This is a genomic window from Roseomonas sp. SRI_022, assembly GCF_057586215.1.
The window spans coordinates 49,607-65,519 of record NZ_JBYCZL010000003.1; the positions used below are offsets into that span (position 1 = coordinate 49,607).

General features: G+C 68.2%; 19 protein-coding genes and 1 pseudogene. 4 read left to right on the forward strand and 16 right to left on the reverse strand.

What is annotated here, in order from left to right:
• Positions 1-19 precede the first annotated feature (19 nt).
• The 6 genes from AC2YHJ_RS03450 to AC2YHJ_RS03475 form a co-directional block, all read right to left on the reverse strand.
• Positions 20-379 (reverse strand): hypothetical protein, encoded by a 360-nt coding sequence (locus AC2YHJ_RS03450; RefSeq protein ID WP_487393978.1) that lies wholly within the window; start codon positions 377-379, stop codon positions 20-22.
• Positions 380-688: 309 nt separating this feature from the next.
• A complete protein-coding gene (locus tag AC2YHJ_RS03455) occupies positions 689-1,393 on the reverse strand; it encodes a hypothetical protein (RefSeq protein WP_487393979.1) in 705 nt (234 codons plus the stop codon).
• A 207-nt stretch (positions 1,394-1,600) separates the two neighbouring features.
• A complete protein-coding gene (locus AC2YHJ_RS03460; RefSeq protein ID WP_487393981.1) occupies positions 1,601-1,960 on the reverse strand; it encodes a hypothetical protein in 360 nt (119 codons plus the stop codon).
• Positions 1,961-2,097: 137 nt separating this feature from the next.
• Positions 2,098-2,475, reverse strand: coding sequence for a hypothetical protein (locus tag AC2YHJ_RS03465; protein ID WP_487393982.1), 378 nt, complete (start codon positions 2,473-2,475; stop codon positions 2,098-2,100).
• Positions 2,476-2,482: 7 nt separating this feature from the next.
• The gene (locus AC2YHJ_RS03470; RefSeq protein WP_487393983.1) at positions 2,483-2,854 is read right to left on the reverse strand and encodes a hypothetical protein; all 372 of its coding nucleotides are present in this window, start codon (positions 2,852-2,854) and stop codon (positions 2,483-2,485) included.
• A complete protein-coding gene (locus AC2YHJ_RS03475; RefSeq protein ID WP_487393984.1) occupies positions 2,851-3,147 on the reverse strand; it encodes a hypothetical protein in 297 nt (98 codons plus the stop codon). The genes AC2YHJ_RS03470 and AC2YHJ_RS03475 overlap by 4 nt, the downstream gene beginning before the upstream one ends.
• A gap of 185 nt (positions 3,148-3,332) precedes the next feature.
• Between AC2YHJ_RS03475 and AC2YHJ_RS03480 the strand changes: the two genes are divergently transcribed.
• On the forward strand, positions 3,333-3,533 hold the full coding sequence (locus AC2YHJ_RS03480; RefSeq protein ID WP_487393985.1) for a helix-turn-helix domain-containing protein: 201 nt from the start codon (positions 3,333-3,335) through the stop codon (positions 3,531-3,533).
• Position 3,534: 1 nt separating this feature from the next.
• Positions 3,535-3,891: a hypothetical protein gene (locus AC2YHJ_RS03485; protein WP_487393987.1), complete on the forward strand. Its 357-nt coding sequence runs from the start codon at positions 3,535-3,537 to the stop codon at positions 3,889-3,891.
• 366 nt (positions 3,892-4,257) lie between these two features.
• On the opposite strand, the gene AC2YHJ_RS03490 is transcribed toward AC2YHJ_RS03485, so the two are convergent.
• The 3 genes and pseudogenes from AC2YHJ_RS03490 to AC2YHJ_RS03500 form a co-directional block, all read right to left on the reverse strand.
• On the reverse strand, positions 4,258-4,767 hold the full coding sequence (locus tag AC2YHJ_RS03490) for a hypothetical protein (RefSeq protein WP_487393988.1): 510 nt from the start codon (positions 4,765-4,767) through the stop codon (positions 4,258-4,260).
• 310 nt (positions 4,768-5,077) lie between these two features.
• Entirely contained in the window at positions 5,078-5,944 is an 867-nt protein-coding gene (locus tag AC2YHJ_RS03495; RefSeq protein ID WP_487394297.1) for a tyrosine-type recombinase/integrase, read from the reverse strand.
• Positions 5,945-5,992: 48 nt separating this feature from the next.
• Positions 5,993-6,259: pseudogene (locus tag AC2YHJ_RS03500) on the reverse strand (Arm DNA-binding domain-containing protein); the annotation flags it as partial.
• A 421-nt stretch (positions 6,260-6,680) separates the two neighbouring features.
• Here AC2YHJ_RS03500 and AC2YHJ_RS03505 point away from each other — a divergent pair.
• Positions 6,681-7,874, forward strand: coding sequence for a M20 aminoacylase family protein (locus AC2YHJ_RS03505; RefSeq protein ID WP_487393990.1), 1,194 nt, complete (start codon positions 6,681-6,683; stop codon positions 7,872-7,874).
• Positions 7,875-7,977: 103 nt separating this feature from the next.
• Here AC2YHJ_RS03505 and AC2YHJ_RS03510 read toward each other — a convergent pair whose 3' ends face one another.
• The 7 genes from AC2YHJ_RS03510 to AC2YHJ_RS03540 all read right to left on the reverse strand — a co-directional run bounded on the left by AC2YHJ_RS03510 (position 7,978) and on the right by AC2YHJ_RS03540 (position 15,245).
• Positions 7,978-9,066, reverse strand: coding sequence for a sulfate/molybdate ABC transporter ATP-binding protein (locus AC2YHJ_RS03510; RefSeq protein ID WP_487393991.1), 1,089 nt, complete (start codon positions 9,064-9,066; stop codon positions 7,978-7,980).
• The gene (cysW, locus tag AC2YHJ_RS03515) at positions 9,063-9,866 is read right to left on the reverse strand and encodes a sulfate ABC transporter permease subunit CysW (RefSeq protein WP_487393993.1); all 804 of its coding nucleotides are present in this window, start codon (positions 9,864-9,866) and stop codon (positions 9,063-9,065) included. Before cysW ends, AC2YHJ_RS03510 begins: the two co-directional genes overlap by 4 nt.
• Positions 9,867-9,904: 38 nt before the next feature.
• A complete protein-coding gene (gene cysT / locus AC2YHJ_RS03520) occupies positions 9,905-10,759 on the reverse strand; it encodes a sulfate ABC transporter permease subunit CysT (RefSeq protein WP_487393995.1) in 855 nt (284 codons plus the stop codon).
• A gap of 9 nt (positions 10,760-10,768) precedes the next feature.
• Complete coding sequence (locus AC2YHJ_RS03525) at positions 10,769-11,785, reverse strand: sulfate ABC transporter substrate-binding protein (RefSeq protein ID WP_487393996.1); 1,017 nt, start codon at positions 11,783-11,785, stop codon at positions 10,769-10,771.
• A gap of 101 nt (positions 11,786-11,886) precedes the next feature.
• Complete coding sequence (locus AC2YHJ_RS03530) at positions 11,887-12,867, reverse strand: Bug family tripartite tricarboxylate transporter substrate binding protein (protein WP_487393998.1); 981 nt, start codon at positions 12,865-12,867, stop codon at positions 11,887-11,889.
• Between the two features lie 66 nt (positions 12,868-12,933).
• Entirely contained in the window at positions 12,934-13,539 is a 606-nt protein-coding gene (locus tag AC2YHJ_RS03535; RefSeq protein WP_487393999.1) for a precorrin-2 dehydrogenase/sirohydrochlorin ferrochelatase family protein, read from the reverse strand.
• Positions 13,539-15,245 carry an NADPH-dependent assimilatory sulfite reductase hemoprotein subunit gene (locus AC2YHJ_RS03540; protein WP_487394001.1) on the reverse strand — a complete coding sequence of 569 codons (1,707 nt, stop codon included), beginning with the start codon at positions 15,243-15,245 and terminating at the stop codon, positions 13,539-13,541. The genes AC2YHJ_RS03535 and AC2YHJ_RS03540 overlap by 1 nt, the downstream gene beginning before the upstream one ends.
• Before the next feature lie 467 nt (positions 15,246-15,712).
• Between AC2YHJ_RS03540 and AC2YHJ_RS03545 the strand changes: the two genes are divergently transcribed.
• Positions 15,713-15,913 (forward strand): hypothetical protein, encoded by a 201-nt coding sequence (locus AC2YHJ_RS03545; RefSeq protein ID WP_487394002.1) that lies wholly within the window; start codon positions 15,713-15,715, stop codon positions 15,911-15,913.

Below are 15,913 nucleotides of genomic sequence, written 5' to 3' on the forward strand. Positions count from 1 at the left end.
TTACGATGAATAGCCGGGCCTACCGCCGCATGTAGACGCCTATGCCGATGCCGGCGAGCACGGCGAACCCGATGGACCAGAACGGCCGCTCGCGCACCGTTTGCGCTAGTTCCGCGCCAAGCGTGGTGGGCACGGCTGCATCCTCCTGTTCACTAAACTCCGCTTTGGCTTGCAGCACATCGCGCAAGTTGGTGGGCTCACCACCCGACATCCCTTCGGCGGAGGCGTCGGCCAACTGGCGCGCATCCTGCTCCAGTGTATCGAGCGCCTTTCGCTTCTGATCCGCCGATAGATGCGGATCGGACACGACATCGCCGGGCGCTTCGAAATAGGTTGCCGGCTTCTCAACCTTTGCTTTCGGGTTTGAGAGTTCAATCATTGGCTTGCCTCCTGCTTCAGTGCTGTGAACAAGGAGATACGCAGCCAGCACGGCATAGTTGCGGGCGGCCGTTCTGAGTGGCCAGCGTCCGACCGTCAGAAATTACGCCGCACCGCGTGCGGCTCGACGGGCGGGGCCGGTTCCTGGCGCCGATCGGGGCGCCAAGGAACCTCAGCGGAAAGGGATACGCTGGCCGCTGCCTTGGTCGTGGAACCCCGCAGCGGCGGCCGAGGAACGCCCTGAACCCTTCCGGCGTCCTCAGGGATCTAACGACCGCCGCGGCCCACGGTTGCTCGCTCCGCGCGCGCCCTACCAGCGCAGGCCGTTCGCCGTGATCTTCTGGTCCCACGTGCTCTTGTAGAGTGCGGACTCGCGAATCGCCTTGTGCAGCGCCTTGAGGTCCACGTCGTCCGCGGTGATCTTGGGCGTCTCCTGGTCAACGATCTTCAGGGCCAATTTCCACGCGGGGCCGAAGATCGCATTATAGTCGGCGTTGTCCTGGTCTGCGAGGAACTGTGGCCGGATCGCCGATTTGCTGTAGCGATCCCAGCGGCGCGTATAGACGGTCTCGGCGATGTAGGACGCCTGTTCGGTCTCGACCACGAGCAGGTCGGCGCGGCTGGTCATGTCATGGTGCGCGTGCACCGACTCATGCACCACCGCTGTGCGGTAGCGGTGGCGTTTTTCCCAGTCACCCTCGGCGATCTTCAGCACGTCGTCACCGGGGACATACATTGCATGGGCATGTTCGAAGTCCGGGTCACCCTGGCTCATGATGCCGGTGGAGATCGACCCGAGCAGGATCGCCGTGCCCACCTTGGCAAAGTTGTCGGGCTCGACCTTGCAGAAGGGCAGTTCGAAGGTGACGCCGCGGATTTGTGGACTTTGCAGCACCTGAAGGGCGAACATGCGCGCGACCAACGTGCTCGGATCGCCCGCGAAATCCAAGATCTGCCGAAGCATCGAAGTATGGGCCCGGCCGAGATGGCTCCAGTACGGATGTTCGTCTTCCATGGCGCGCTTCCCGGCCGTAAGGCCGGCCGGCCTTCATCGCGACGCTCAATCTACTACCGGAGTGGAGGCGGTGGGCCGGGCTTTCCTGCACCCGCCGTTGACAACCGCGTGTCCCGGCCGAGATCCACACACCCGGACCGTTTCACCGCTGTGACGCTGGAGCCATCGCCGGCCGCGCAACACCGGGCGCCAATGGCAGCGCGATGACTAGGAACGGCTCGGCGCCCTCGCAGGATACAGCGCCAGCAAGAGCACTACTCCCGCCCCAATTACCGTTGCGACGGCCACCGCGGCACCGCCGCCCGCAAAGAGAAGGGCCGCGCCGACAGTCGCGGCCGTCGCCAGGGCCGCCGCAGATACGCGCACAACCCGACTGCGAAATACCAGCGCAAGGACGGCGGAAATCAGGAACACCGGCGGGCAATAGATCACCAGCAGGATGACCGCCCAAACAGCTGCGCCCCCCGCTCCTACCTCCGAGAAGGCGCCCGCGACGGTGTAGCCGACAACGAAGATCACCATCAGCGCCAGGTGGGCGCCAACTATGCGCGCGGCTGGGCTCGTCATTCGGGCCATCCCGCAATTGCAGCATAGCTGTTCGCCGTTCCACCAGCCTTCTCACGCGGCTGGTCACGGTTTCCCGCCCGCTCGCATCAATTCCAATGCAGCACTGGCCGTTGCTCAAGCGGCCAGCAGCCCCGGCGTCATCGCGGCGTCCCCCTCTCTGCCTCATACTGGGCGACCTCCGCGGCGTGCTGCGGGTACTGGGCCATGACGGCATGAAACAGGCGTTCGGCCTCCGCCTCCGAAGCATCGTCGATCTGGGCGAGGCGGCCACGGAAGAACGCCCTCACGCGCGAGCCGGGACGCACCTGCTTCACCACCGCGAAGGTGAGTAGGTCGGTGTCTAGGGCCACCTCGTGGAAACCCGCACGGCGCAGGCGGTAATTCCGCCCGGGATGGGCTGCGAACCACGCGCGGTCATCGTTGCTCGCCTTCTCCATGCCGTGGATCTGCTCAGCGGACAAAGGATGGCGTTGCAGGTCGCGGTCCTGCAGGGGGCGGATGAAGTCCTGGTTCATCGCGTGGTCATGCGGCCACCCCCAGACGCTGTGCGTCCCTTGTACAGAGCAGCGCCGCATCCTCCTTGAGCCCGCTCAGCACGGCTTCGGTAGCGTCATCCGACATGCTCTCGGCCTCGATGCGCCCCAGGAGATACGCGACCTTCGCCGCGAATTCCTGCAACGAAGCCGGTCGCCGGCGGGCAATGACCTCGGACATGATGTCGTCGAACGATGCCAACGCCGAAAACTCATCATCCTCAAATTCCCGCCCATGCACGTTAATGGCGGCGTGGAAGATCCGCCCGCAGGCGACGAGCTCGACCATCGATGCCCCGTCAATCACCGCCTGATGCCGTTGCCGCATGGCCTCGACTGCGGGGGTCTGTGCGGCGCTCACGACTGCGCCTCCAAGTCACGCAGCAGGCCCTGGGCTTCGGCGAGGATAATCCACCGCGGCCGCTCCTCGTGGGCCAGCGCATGGAGACCCTCGACCACGCCGCGCGCGTATCCGGCCAGCCAGCCGAGGCCGCCCATGGCTGCTTCGTTCGGCTCCCCCTCGCAGCCGACGACGCCATCGATCGCGAGGTGGAGGGCGCCCATCACGTTCGACAAGTGCGTCATGTGGTCGGCGAATTTGCCGGGGAGTTGGCCAGCCCCAGGGGCAGGCGTGCTATGGGCAGCATCAGCCATGGTCGCGATCTCCCAAAAGGTCGCGGTTGCGGTTAGGCGGGGCGGGGTGTTCGAGCACCCCGCCTGACCGTATGATTGGCAATCATTGCCAACATCCGGTATGATTACGGCTTCAGACAGCCGAAAGTCAACAATCATTGCGGATATTGGTTCTCGCACCTGAGCAATGCCGCGGAGCGCGCGCAATGCTCGGTCTCAAGCGTGAGGATCTCGCGCTAGCATCGGGTGTTGCGCACTCAACGCTTTTCGATTTCGAGAGCGGAAGACGGCAGCCCCACGGTCGCACTCTCGCCGCAATCCGCACCGCCCTCGAAGCCGCGGGTGTCGAGTTCATCCCGGAGAATGGCGGTGGGGCTGGGGTGCGCTTGAAGAAGGCAGGAGGGTGAGTTGGAGAAGATCGACGCCAAGGTTCTCGCAATGTCCGCTGTCACGCTGCTGACCAGGCTGACGGCGCATCTGGAACGCAGCGGGATATTGCCCCTCGGATGGACCGCAGGGGAACTGCGTCAGGCTGCCGCGCAGGCTGAGAACAACATTCTCCATGGTGCCGACCCGGAACTGCACCATTCCTTCGCAAAGGCGCTGTGCCGGATCGCTGATCTCAGTCTACAGGCGGTGCCAGATGGCGACGAGGCAACGGAGGCGCCGACGACGCGTCGCTCTATCGGTCCCGAAAGCGAGGTGCGCGGCGGGCCCGAAGCCCCTGGCGAGCCGGGGCCGACGGAGGGTCGCGGGTCGCTTTAGCCGGCGGAACGGGTCCGCCGCGCTGTCCCCGCAATACACCTCACAGATGTTTGCGTCCCGGGCGTTGCACGCGATGGTAGTATTTGCTTCCCCGTCGCTGGGGGGCAACACCCGCGCGACTTGGTCGAAGTCTCGAAGGCGATCGGCAGGAGGCTTTCCCGATGACCGAACCGCGATTTTGGGGCGTCTCGTTTCTCTGGCTGGCGTCTTGGCTGGTCGTGATCTGGGCGATCGGCTGACGCACCGCGCTGGTCGAAGCCAGCGTGACGCATTGGGCGCTGAAGCCAAGGTGCCACGCATATAGGCCGACCCGCCGATACAGCAGCGAACCTGATCTACTGGTCAGCCGCAGAGGGGAGGCGCCTGTCAAAGACCCGACATGGCGGCCATTTCTGACTGAAGCTGGTCAAACGAGGAGCGGGGCGCCGCCTCTCCAAGCCACGGCGAGTGGGTGGCGTTTGGTCGAAGCATCGCGTCGAAGTCCCTAAGCGCCGCGATTACCTGTTCGGCCTGCGTGCTGGCCGAGGCCGCGAGGTTTTCCTTAACCAGGCGTTCGAAGTTACTCGTCAGCACTCTCTGAGCTTCGGCGTTGGCTAAGGCCAGTGCTGCCAGAACATCCAGTTTTGATGGCAGCGTAGTGATCGAATTTGGGCTGCCTGCGCCCCCGAAGTTCAACGGATGGTATTTGTTCATCTGCGGTTGCAACTTCGGAAAGCCAGCCACAATCGCGGCGTTGTATGTCTGGGCCGCGACAGCCAGCGCTGGGTCGGCGGTGCAATCAATTGCGTTCTGCTCGCGATGGTGGACGCAATTGTAGACGACCAGTGGCTGAACTTCGCCGCCACCGTCCGGCGCGACGCCGTCCGTTTGAGACATGGCCTGCATCCTTCGAAAGCTGGCTCGTCGGGGCGGCATTGCCCGGACCAAACACGCTACCGTGAGGCCGACTTGGTTGTCTGCTTTTCCAGCGTTGCTCGTGAAGAGTGGTGCCGCCAATGCGACGCCGTCCTCGGCGCTTCCGAGGACAGCCACGTCTACCGCAGTGTCTTGAGGACGGTGCGGACCGAGGTGCCGTTATCTGTCCCCAACCTTCCGCACCGCCCTCACCAACGCCGGCGCCATCGGCACCATGGCTCGCCTGAGTAGATCCTCGGTCGCGTCCACGATGAAGGCGCCACGCTGCGTCTCACAACACCCCCGTCACATGCCCCTGCCACGCCCTGAGCGCCGCCAGCGCCTCGTCACGATAGTTGTGCCGGTCGTACACGCCCACGAGGCCAGCCCGCCCTGAGACATGATTCAGCGCGGCCTCCGCGGCTTCCCGCGCTACGCCCAGGCGCGACATGCCGGTACGCGCCGTCCGGCGGAGATCGTGCCAATCCCAGCCCTTCACGCCACTCGCTGAGTCGATCGCGGCCTTAGCCTTGGAGAAGCCGGAGAAGCCGCCCCCTGCGTAGCGGCCGAGCAACCGATGATCGGGCGCGAGCGCGGAGCGGTCGGCCGGCCAGACCAAGTCGATCTCCGCCAGCGCCAACGCGTCGAGCGGGATGACGTGCGCCGCGCGGTTCTTCACGCGAGGGGCGGGGAGGGACCATAGCCCGTCCTGCCGGTCCACCTCGCCGAGCGCGATGTCCGCGACTTCGCCGCGGCGTGCGGCCGTCAGGATGAGAAGGCGGGCGAAGACCCGGGGTTTGGTCGAGAGCGTCGCGGCGGCGTGCCAGACGCGGGCGAGTTCGTCGTCGGAAAGCACCCGCTCACGCGGTGCTACGGCGGGCGCCAGGATGGAAGCCTTCCGCGGCAGCAGGGCGGTATCCACCCATCCGGCCGCTTCGGCGTGGCCTAGGAAGGCGGACGCGACCCGCAGCAGGTTCCCAGCGGCAGCGGGTCCGCGCTTGTGTGCCTCGCCCACCAACGCAGTCCAATCGGCGCGAGTTGTGTCGCTGAGGGGGCGCTTGCCCATGGCCGGCGCAACCACCTTCTGGAGCATCCAGGCGACGCGCTCGGCGTGCGCATCGGACCAGCCGCGTCCCTTCATCGCGGTCCGCGCCGCCACCTCGGACCATTCCCGCCAGCGATCCGCAACCGTTGGGGCTTTGCGACGCGCGATCGCCTCCGCGCCACCTTGCACAGCTGCACGACAGGCTGTGGCGCGCTTCCTGGCTTCTGCCAGCCCAACGTCTGGATACGTGCCCAGCGTGACGCGGCCGTGCCTGCCATCAGGCATGACGCCACGCGCGGACCAGGACGCTGCGCCGCCCTTCGTCAGGCGAAGAACCAGGCCCGGGCAGCCAGCATCTCGGACTTCAACGCGCCCATCGGCGGGTGGCCGCATCGCCCGTAGCCACGCATCCGAAAGCCGAACCTGCATCGGCGCCCCCGCTCGGTTCGCGCCCCGTTCCCGTATCCCTGCCCGGAATGCCGGGGTCTTCTGGGGGCAACTCGGGGGCAACTCATTTGCGCGATGCGAGGATATTTGGGGTTGCCCCCAGATACAATGGGAGAGGAAAAGTGCCGGAAATGCTTAGGCTGCTCTCGGCATTTCTGAGGTATGAAAAGGGGTGGGCCTGGCACTCATAATGCCGGGGTCAGCGGTTCAAGTCCGCTCGCCGCTACCAAGCGTTCCACGATAGATCCACAAGTTCAGGAAGCCCCGGGGCTTCAGATTGGCCGCGTCACGACCGGATCATACCGGGCGCATGCGGAGCCGATGGTTGATCCCGTGAAGTGCTCGGTTGCCGGCCAGCGCGCGAGATGGCAACAGCATCCGCATCTCAACGGAACCCGCCGGCATGCCCGATAACGACACCGCGGAGCGCGTCGCGCGCCATCTTCCCGCTATCACCGCGATCCGCCGCGACATCCACGCGCATCCCGAGCTCGGCTTCGAGGAGACGCGGACGGCGGCGCTGGTGGCTGCGACATTGCGCGGCTGGGGAATCGAAGTCACGGAGGGCGTCGGCCAGCTTGGTGTCGTCGGTACGCTGCGCGGACGGCGGCCCGGGCAGGGGGCCATTGGCCTGCGCGCCGACATGGATGCCCTCGCGCTGAACGAGTGCACCGGCCTGCCCTACGCCTCGACGAATGCCGGCCGGATGCATGCCTGCGGGCATGACGGGCATACCGCGATGCTGCTGGGCGCCGCGCAGCTTCTCGCCGAGGCGCCGGACTTCTCCGGCACCGTTCACTTCATCTTCCAGCCCGCCGAGGAAGGCCGCGGTGGCGCCGAGGCGATGCTGCGAGACGGGTTGTTCGACCGTTTCCCGGTCGACGCGGTGTATGGCATGCACAACATGCCGGGCATCCCCATCGGATCCTTCGCCACGCGCGCCGGGCCGCTGATGGCCGCTTCGGGCCGGTGGAAGGTGACGTTTCGCGGCACCGGCGGCCATGGGGGCAATTCGCCTCACCTCGCCTCGGACATCACGGTCGCGCAGGCGATCTTCATTCAGGCCCTGCAGACCATCGTGGCGCGCAACGTGGCAGCCACCGAAAGCGCCGTGGTCAGCGTCGGCCACATCGCAGGCGGCGCGGTCGAGGCCCTGAACGTCATGCCGTCCGAACTGCTGGCGGGCGGCACCATGCGGGCCTTCACGCCGGCCATGCAGGCACTGGTCGAACGCCGCATCACCGAATTGGCCGAGCAATCCGCCGGCATGGTCGGTGCGACGGCGGAGGTGACGACCTGGTGGAACACGGTGCCGTTGATCAATCGCGGGCGCGAGACGGATGCGATGCTGGCCGCCGCCCGCGGCCTGGTCGGCGACGCGCGTGTGGATGCCGAAGCCACGCCGGTCACGGGCGGGGAGGATTTCGCCTACATGATGCGTGAGAAGCCGGGCGCCCTGATCTTCCTGGGCAACGGCAACGGCGCCGACGGGGCGGTCCACGGGCTGCATACGCCGGACTACGACTTCAACGACGCGGCCCTGCCGCACGGCATCGGCTTCTGGGTGAGGCTGGTGATGGACGAGCTCGGCTCCTAGCCAACCTCCGCCATCGGGTCTGGTGTCGCGCCCGGTGGCGGATCGGTGCCCCGCCTGGTGATCCGACACGTCACGGTCGAGGCGATCGCCGAGCAGCAGGAGATCAGGCGCCGAACCACACGAGATCGCGCGCCCGTTCCACCGTCACTACGCCTGGTCCCGCACCGAAGACGACACAGCGCGAGACGCTGACGCGGCAGCAATCGCCGCGCTTCACCTCGTCGCCCGCACCCGGCATGACGGCATCGAGCGCAACATCGCCATGTCGCAGGACCACGCGCGTCCCATCGCTGTCCGGACGCACCAGTGACACGCGGAAGCCCTCGGCACCGCTGCCCAGATGCTCGACCGTCATGTCCCGGCTTCGCACGAAGATCGCCACCTGGCCGTCGGCGCCCCGGATATCCATGGGGTCGATCGGCAGGGATCCGAAATGCAGCCGGCCGTTACGGATCTCGCCTTCCAGCCGCGTCGCGTCGCCGATGAAGCCGGCAACGAAGGGATTGGCTGGGCTGTCGAGCAGGCTGCGCGGCGTGCCGACCTGCTGGATCCGGCCGCGATCCATGACGACGACGCGGTCGGCCATCTCCATCGCCTCCTCCTGGTCATGCGTGACCAGGATGGAGGTGATGCCCAGCCGGTCGTGCAGGTCGCGCACCCAGCGGCGAACATCCTTGCGCACCAACGCGTCGAGCGCGCCGAAGGGTTCGTCGAGCAGCAGCAGTTGCGGTTCGATCGCGAGCGCGCGCGCCAGCGCGACACGCTGCCGCTGCCCGCCCGAGACCTGCTGCGGGTAGCGCGCAGCCAGTTCGGGAATCTGCACCAGTTCCAGCAGCCGCTGCACCCGGCGTGCGATCTCCGCATTGTCCGGGCGAAACCGGCGCGGCCGCACGCGCAGCCCGAAGGCGACGTTCTCCGCGACGGTCATGTGGCGGAACAACGCGTAGTGCTGGAACACCACGCCGACGCCGCGCAGCCGCGCGGGCACATGGGCGACGTCGATCCCCGCGATGCGCACCTCCCCGGCATCGGGGAAGTCGAGCCCCGCGAGGATGCGCAGCAGCGTCGTCTTGCCCGATCCCGACGGTCCCAGCAGCGCGGCGAATTCGCCGGGCCGCAGACTGAGCGTCACGTCGTCGAGGGCCGGTGCATGTCCGAAGTGGCGCGTGATGCCTGCGATCTCGACCGTCATGCGTGCGCCTCCATCCTGTGCGCCGTCAGGGTCTCCAGCAGTGTCTTGGTCGCGAGGGTCAGCAGCCCGAGCAGGGCGAGCAGCGCGGCGACCGCGAAGGCACCGACGAACATGTATTCGTTGTAGAGGATCTCGATATGCAGCGGCATCGTGTTGGTCATGCCGCGGATGTGGCCGGACACGACCGAGACGGCGCCGAATTCACCCATCGCCCGCGCATTGCACAGCAGGATGCCGGCGAGCAGCGCCCATTTGATGTTGGGCAGCGTGACACGGCGGAAGGTTTGCCAGCCCGTCGCGCCGAGCGTCACCGCGGCTTCCTCCTCCTCGCGTCCCTGTTCCTGCATCAGCGGGATCAGCGTGCGGGCGACGAAGGGGAAGGTGACGAAGATCGTCGCCAGCACCAGCCCCGGCAGGGCGAAGATGATCTGGATGTCGTGGGCCTGCAGCCACGGGCCGAGCGCGCCCTGCGCGCCGAACAGCAGCACATAGACCAGCCCCGAGATGACCGGGGAGACGGAGAAGGGCAGTTCGATCAGCGTCGTCAGCAGCCGCTTGCCGGCAAAGTCGCATTTGGCGATCGCCCAGGCCGCGGCGATGCCGCCCAGCGTGTTCACCGGCACCGCGATGGCCGCGACCAGCAGCGTCAGGCGCATCGCCGAGAGTGCATCTTCATCCATGATGGCGGCGAGCGCGGGGCCCCAGCCGCGCCGCAGCGCTTCCTGCACCACGGCCGCGAGTGGCAGCACGAAGAGGATGACGGCAAGCAGCGCGGCAAGGAGGATCAAACCCCACCGCACGGGCCAGGCATCGCTGGCCGCGGGTCTCGCGACCGGGGTCACGCCTGCCCCCGGCGCAGGCGGCGTTGCCAGAGGTTGAGCAGCAGCAGGATCAGGAAGGACAGCAGCAGCATCGCCAGGCCAATCGCGGCGGCCGCCGCATAGTCGAATTGCTCAAGCTTCACGACGATCAGCAGCGGCGCGATCTCGCTGACCATTGGCATGTTGCCGGCGATGAAGATGACCGATCCGTACTCGCCGACCGCGCGCGCGAAGCCGAGCGCGAATCCCGTAATGGTCGCCGGCAGCAGCGCCGGCATCACCACGCGGCGGATCGTCTGCAGCCGTGTCGCCCCCAACGTCGCCGCCGCCTCTTCGGCATCGAGGGAGAGGTCGCGCAATACGGGCTCGACCGTGCGCACGACGAAGGGCAGTGCGACGAAGGTCAGCGCGACGACGACGCCCGCCGGCGTATAGGCCACCTTCCAGCCCGTCATCTGCTCGATCGGCGCGCCGAGCCAGCCGGTCGGGGCGAACAGCGCGGTCAGCGCCAGCCCCGCCACGGCGGTTGGGAGCGCGAAGGGCAGGTCGAGCAGCGCATCCATCGCCCGCCGCCCCGGGAAGCGGTAGCGCGTGATCACCCAGGCGAAGAGGATGCCGAGCGGGACGCTGACCAACCCGGCGATCGCCGCCCCGCCGAAGGAGATGCGGAAGGCGGCGAGGACGCGCGGTTCCAGCAGCGCGCCGATCACCCCCGCGGCGCCCAGTTCCCATGGCCGGAGCGCGAGCGCGGCGAGCGGCACCAGCACGATCGTCGCAAGCCAGACCAGGGTGACGCCAAGCGCCAGCCCCAGCCCTGGCATGGCCTGGTGGCCCCAGAACGGTCGCGCGGCGGTGATGGCGGCCGAACTCATACCTGTGCCTCAGCGACCCGGACGATAGATGCGGTCGAAGATGCCGCCATCGTTGAAATGCGCCCGCTGTGCGGCGGCCCATCCGCCGAAGGCCTCGTCGATGGTGACGAGGTCGATCGCCGGGAAGCGTTCCCCGGCCGCCCTCAGCACGGCCGCATCGCGCGGGCGATAGAAGTGCTTCGCCGCGACGCGCTGCCCGTCATCGCTGTAGAGGTGGTTCAGATAGGCCTCGGCCAACGCACGCGTGCCGCGGCGGTCCACATTCTGGTCCACCACCGCGACCGGAGGCTCGGCGAGGATGGACAGCGGCGGATAGACGATCTCGAGCCCCGCCTGCGGGAATTCCTGCAGCGCGAGATGCGCTTCGTTCTCCCAGGCGAGCAGCACGTCGCCCTGGCCGCGCTGGACGAAGGTGGTGGTGGATCCGCGCGCGCCGGTGTCGAGCACCGGGACCTGGCGGAACAATTGCGCCGTCGCCTGCTCGGCGGTCGCCGCGCTGCCACCGGGCCGGCGTAGCGCCCAGGTCCAGAAGGCGAGGTAGTTCCACCGCGCCCCGCCCGAGGTCTTGGGGTTCGGCGTGATGACCGACACGCCCTGCTTCAGCAGGTCGCCCCAATCGCGCAGGCCCTTCGGGTTTCCGCGCCGCACCAGGAAGACGATGGTGCTGGTGTAAGGGCTGCTGTTCTGCGGCAGGCGGCGCTGCCAGTCGCGCGCCAGCAGCCCGCGCTCGGCGATGGCGTCGATGTCGTAGGCGAGCGCCAGCGTCACGACATCGGCGGCGAGACCATCGATCACCGAGCGCGCCTGACGCCCGGACCCACCATGGGACGTGTTGATTGTCGGCCGCGGATTGCCGCGCCCGGCCCAGGCGGTGGCGAAGGCCGCGTTGAACTCACGGTAGAATTCCCGGGTGGGGTCGTAGGAGACGTTCAGCAGCGTCTGGGCCTGCTGCGCGCGGGCGGGAGAAGCGGCCAGCGCGGCGCCGGCAGCAAGCAAGCCGCGGCGGGGGAGGGTCGTGATGCTCATCGCGTCATTCCTCGGGAAGGGACGATAGCGGATCGGGATGCGGAAGTGGGCGGCCTTCGCCCAATCGTGACCGCGCGGGCTGGCGGGGCATTCGTCATGGCTCAGCCCCCGGCCTGGCGGATGCCCGCGGCGCGGATCACGCCAGCGAAACGTTGCGTCGAGCCCTCGGTGCGGCGGGTGAAGTCCTCCGGCCCGTCCGCCACCACCTCGAAGCCCAGGCCGGTGAGGCGGTCCTGCACGGTGGGTTCGCGCAGCGATGCGGCGATGGCGGTGTGCAGCGTGGCGACAACCGGCGCCGGCACACCCTTCGGCACCAGCAGCCCCTGCCACGATTCGACGTCGAAGCCGGGAGCGACAGATTCAGCGAGCGTCGGTACATCGGGCAGCGCCGCGTCGCGCGCGGCGGTCGTCACCGCCAGCGGCACGATCGCGCCCTGCCGCACCTGTTCGGTGATCGCGGGCAGGGTGATCACCAGCGCGTCAAGGTGCCGCGCCAGCAGATCCGCCGCGGCCGGCCCACCGCCGCGATAGGTGACGTATTCGACGGGCAGGCCACCGGTCGCCTGCGACAGCAATTCATGCACCACATGCGCGATACCGCCCCAGGCGGGCAGGCCGACATTCAGCCGCCCGGGCCGCGCCTTTGCCGCGGCGACGTAGCCCGCGATGTCGGTGATGCCCGACCCCGCATGCGTCACCACGATCTGCGCCGCGCGCACCGCCTGGGTGACCGGCGTGAAGGACCCGCGCACGGTGAAGCCCGGATTAGGGGCGATCAGTTCGGCGAGCACGATGGCATCGCCGGTCACCAGCAGCGTATGGCCGTCAGGCTCGCCGCGCGCGACCTGCTGCATGGCGAGCAGGCCATTGGCGCCGCCCTGGTTCTCGACCACCACGGTTTGGCCAAGCCGTGCCGACAGCGCAGGGGCGAGGATGCGCGCCAGCGTGTCGAGGCTGGCCGCCGGTGCGGAGGAAACCACCAATCGCAATGCGCGCGTCGGCGCCCAGGTGGCGGTACGCGCCGGCGTCACGGCAACGGAAGCGAATGCGGCGCCGAGCGCGCCGCGTCGGGAGAAGGGCATCGAATTGATCCTGTTCTGGGTGTGGCAGGGCGATGCGCCGCGCCGGCCCATGGGGATCGCCTGGTCTCAGGCGTCGTGGGCGGGCGCGGCGGGGCGACATCGCGCCCCGGCCGCGAACGGCGCCCAGCCCGACGCCTCCAGATGCGCGCCGACGCCGCGGATCACCGCCGTCGGCGCTGCGCCAACGCCGCGCAGCCGCGCGCGGAGTGCGGCGACTTCCTCCAGGCGCTCGGCCCATTCCGGCCCGAAGGCATCGGCGAGCCATGCGCGCAGCGCAGCGGCCAACACCGGCGCGCCGCCGCCCGTGGAGACGGTCAGCAGCAACTGCCCGCGGCGAACCACCGCCGGCACGTGCAGGTCGCAGAGTTCCGGCACGTCCTCGACATTCACGGGGACGCGCCGCGCGCGGGCATTGGTCGCGAGCATCCAGGACTCAGCATCCGTCAGGCCGGCGACGAAGAGCAGGCGCGCGGCCTCGATCTCCCCAATCGTCGGCAGGCTCCGGCGCAGGCGGTGGCCGAGCCGTTCGGCCAGCGCCTCGTCGGCGGTGTCCGTGTGCACGGTAAGCTCCGTCATCCCCGCGGCCTCGAGCAGATCGAGCCGCTTGATCAACGCCGGGCCCCGCCCGACGAGCAGTGTCGGCGTGTCCGGCAGGTGGATCAGCGGCAGCATCAGGCGGCGGCCTGCCCGGCCAGCAGCGCGCGCGCGGCGCTCTGACCGATGCGGGCGCAGAAATCGCCGAAGCCCTCGCCGTCCAGCCGGTCCGCGCCCCAGGCGGCGAAAAGCGGTTCCAACTGCGCCGCGATGCGCGCCTGCGGCACCTTGTCGGCGAGCGCATAGGACAGGCGCGTGCCCTCGAAATCCCCGCCGACGAACAGCGTGTAGAGGCCGGGCGCGCGGCCGACGACGCCGATATCCCCGGCATAGGGGCGCGCGCAGCCATTCGGGCAGCCGGTCAGGCGCAGGCTGACGCGTTCGCCGGCGAGCCCGTGCCTCGCCAGCGCGGCTTCGACATCCGCGACGATCGGTGCGCGCACGCGTTCCCCTTCCGCGAGCGACTGGCCGCAGGTCGGCAGCGCGACGCAGGCGAGCGACCAGCGCGCGAGCGGCGAGAGCTCCTCGGCGAAGGTTACGGCATGCGCGCGCAGCAAGGATTCGACCGCGGCGCGGTCGCCCGGCGCAATGTCGGCGAGCAGCAGGTCCTGCTGCGCCGTCACGATCGGGCGCGGGGCGAAGCGCGTCATCACCTCCCGCAATGCGACGCGCAGCGGGCCGGCGACACGCCCAGCTGCGACCGGCAGGCCGAGCCACAGTCGTCCATCACCCTGTTCATGCCAGCCGAGCAGTTCCGGCACGCGGAAGCGCGGCAGCGCCGGCGGGGGCTGCAACTCGCGACCGAGATCGGCGGAGAGCCGTTCGCGCACCCATGTCACGCCGCGTTCGGCCACGACATATTTCAGTCGGGCATGCTTGCGGTCGGACCGGTCGCCGTGATCCCGCGACAGGCGCACCACGGCCTTGGCCGTTTCCAGCACGTCATCCGGGCCGATGACGCAGATCGCGTCTGCGAGGCGCGGATAGGTGGCGGGCTTGTTGTGCGTCATGCCCATGCCGCCGCCAACGGTCACGATCCAGCCGGTGAGCGTGTCGCCCTCGATCAGCGCGACGAAGCCGAGGTCGTTCGCCAGCACGTCCGGCGTGTTGTCGTCGGGATGCGCGAGCGCGATCTTGAACTTTCGCGGTAGGTAGGTTGGGCCGTAGAGCGGTTCTTCCTCGACCAGCCCCGTCTCTTCCTCATCGAGGAAGATCTGGTGATGCGCGCGGGTGCGCGGCAGCAGCTCGGAGGACAGGCGGAAGGCTTCCGCTTCCAGCCGCGCATGGACCGCATCGGCGCGTGGGGCGGCGGTGGTGATGACGTTGCGCACCACGTCGCCGCAGGCGGCGAGGGTCGTCATCAGTGCCCCGTGTATGGCCGCGATGCTGCCCTTGAGGTCTTCGCGCAGGATGCCATGGAACTGCACGCCCTGGCGGGTCGTCAGGCGCAGCGTGCCATCGGCATGGCTGTCGGCGAGCGCGTCCAGCGCAAGCCATTGTGCCGCGGTCAGCCGCCCGGCCGGGGCGCGCACGCGGACCATGAAGGACCAGTCCTTGTCCTCGCCGCGCTGCTTGCGCTCGGTCGCACTATCGCGGTCGAACTGCTCGTAGGTGCCGTGGAATTTGAGCAGGGTGTAGGCGCCTTCCGACAGGCCGCCGCGCACTTCGGCGGCGGCGATCTCCTCGGCGATTGTGCCGCGGAGCGCATGGCTGCCCGCCTTGATGGTCTCTGCGCCGCTCGGCTGTCCCGACATGCTCGTCCTGCTCTCCGCGATCGATGCCATCGCACCCGGCCAATCATTCGATCGTATTACACAATGTCAAATAGGAAATTCAGATGATGGACCCTGCGGACGAACGCGAGCGATGGAGCCGGGTATTACGTAGCGGCACGAAGCAAGCATAAATGCCGCATGCAGGCGGATTCAGAGCGGTGCATGCTCTGCAACAAAGCGCTCATGGAAGGTATTTCTACGACGCCGAAATGCTAAAATCTTCTACCAAGCCCGATTGACAATTATCGATCGAAAATGGTGAATTAAGCCTGCCGATGACCGGGGCGGGGACCCCGCGGAGATGGAACCGATGCAGATCGCGCCGCCCACGGACACGCCAATGCGCCATGGCCAGGCCCGCGCGCACGGGGCCTGTCGGCGCTGTCGAATGTGTCGCGGCCACTAACCGCCAGACGACCCCTTCCATTTCAGAACGCAGCAGCCGGCGCCGCCTCGCGCGCCGGAGGAGGATCGGCGTGATCCAATCGCGAACCATCATCGACAATGGCCGCCTGCTCGGCGTCGCCACCACCGCCGACCAGGGCTGGCTGTTCACGGCAATCGACCCCTGCGTCGAGGATCTTCACGGCCGCTGCTTCCATACGCCCGCCGAGGCGGAGCGCGTCGCGCGGCTCGTGCTCGACCGTGGGCGCGGTGCGATCGGGGGGCGGGCATGA

What these genes read in the sequence shown, in the direction of transcription:
- AC2YHJ_RS03450 (WP_487393978.1), bottom strand. Translation starts at nt 379, where the DNA reads ATGATTGAACTCTCAAACCCGAAAGCAAAGGTTGAGAAGCCGGCAACC.
- AC2YHJ_RS03455 (WP_487393979.1), bottom strand. Translation starts at nt 1,393, where the DNA reads ATGGAAGACGAACATCCGTACTGGAGCCATCTCGGCCGGGCCCATACT.
- AC2YHJ_RS03460 (WP_487393981.1), bottom strand. Translation starts at nt 1,960, where the DNA reads ATGACGAGCCCAGCCGCGCGCATAGTTGGCGCCCACCTGGCGCTGATG.
- AC2YHJ_RS03465 (WP_487393982.1), bottom strand. Translation starts at nt 2,475, where the DNA reads ATGAACCAGGACTTCATCCGCCCCCTGCAGGACCGCGACCTGCAACGC.
- AC2YHJ_RS03475 (WP_487393984.1), bottom strand. Translation starts at nt 3,147, where the DNA reads ATGGCTGATGCTGCCCATAGCACGCCTGCCCCTGGGGCTGGCCAACTC.
- AC2YHJ_RS03480 (WP_487393985.1), top strand. Translation starts at nt 3,333, where the DNA reads ATGCTCGGTCTCAAGCGTGAGGATCTCGCGCTAGCATCGGGTGTTGCG.
- AC2YHJ_RS03490 (WP_487393988.1), bottom strand. Translation starts at nt 4,767, where the DNA reads ATGTCTCAAACGGACGGCGTCGCGCCGGACGGTGGCGGCGAAGTTCAG.
- AC2YHJ_RS03505 (WP_487393990.1), top strand. Translation starts at nt 6,681, where the DNA reads ATGCCCGATAACGACACCGCGGAGCGCGTCGCGCGCCATCTTCCCGCT.
- AC2YHJ_RS03510 (WP_487393991.1), bottom strand. Translation starts at nt 9,066, where the DNA reads ATGACGGTCGAGATCGCAGGCATCACGCGCCACTTCGGACATGCACCG.
- cysT (WP_487393995.1), bottom strand. Translation starts at nt 10,759, where the DNA reads ATGAGTTCGGCCGCCATCACCGCCGCGCGACCGTTCTGGGGCCACCAG.
- AC2YHJ_RS03525 (WP_487393996.1), bottom strand. Translation starts at nt 11,785, where the DNA reads ATGAGCATCACGACCCTCCCCCGCCGCGGCTTGCTTGCTGCCGGCGCC.
- AC2YHJ_RS03530 (WP_487393998.1), bottom strand. Translation starts at nt 12,867, where the DNA reads ATGCCCTTCTCCCGACGCGGCGCGCTCGGCGCCGCATTCGCTTCCGTT.
- AC2YHJ_RS03535 (WP_487393999.1), bottom strand. Translation starts at nt 13,539, where the DNA reads ATGCTGCCGCTGATCCACCTGCCGGACACGCCGACACTGCTCGTCGGG.
- AC2YHJ_RS03540 (WP_487394001.1), bottom strand. Translation starts at nt 15,245, where the DNA reads ATGGCATCGATCGCGGAGAGCAGGACGAGCATGTCGGGACAGCCGAGC.